The sequence below is a fragment of the Priestia sp. P5_B4 genome (assembly GCF_056400385.1).
Map to the genome: position 1 here is coordinate 1 of NZ_JBFULJ010001406.1, position 645 is coordinate 645.

The following is a 645-nucleotide window of genomic DNA, read 5'->3' on the forward strand; positions in this document are numbered from 1 at the left end:
ACTTTATATATACTGATGGAAAAGTTTTACGAAAATGATCATATTTGTTGACAAATATTTCGGAAACGGATATATTTATCCGGTATATAATTAAGTTCATTAAATATTCGTGACATAAATTAATAGAATGAACACATAAAATATATTCTTAACCTGTTTGTCATCTGAAGATTTACATACAGATAATTTTAAAGGGAAAGGTCTTGTTAAAATGAATACACAAACACAACAGTCCGATCAAGCCCGAACTCGGTCTATTTTTGGCGTAATGATAATGGGAGCGCTCGTCGCTTTTTTAAATCAAACGCTGATTAACATTGCGCTTCCGCAAATGATGGATCATTTCCATGTAACGGCGGCTACGGGCAACTGGTTAACAACCATCTTTATGTTAGTAAACGGAATTGTTATTCCAATTACAGCATTTTTAATGAATCGATTTACTACAAGGCAGCTGTATATTACAGCAATGAGTCTGTTTACAGTAGGAACACTGCTTTGCGGTATTGCACCGACATTTTCCGTTATTTTAGTAGGACGCGTCGTGCAAGCAGCAGGAGCAGGGATTTTATTTCCGTTAATTACCAACGTTATCTTTACATTATTCCCGCCTGACCGACGCGGTTTTGCGATGGGGATTTTTGG

1 protein-coding gene is annotated in these 645 nt (G+C 36.4%); it reads left to right on the forward strand.

Annotation, left to right across the window (positions count from 1 at the left end):
• Positions 1 to 211: 211 nt before the first annotated feature.
• Positions 212 to 645, forward strand: a 434-nt coding sequence (locus tag AC1DRF_RS31250; protein ID WP_477742732.1) for an MFS transporter, incomplete at its 3' end; no start/stop codon positions are given.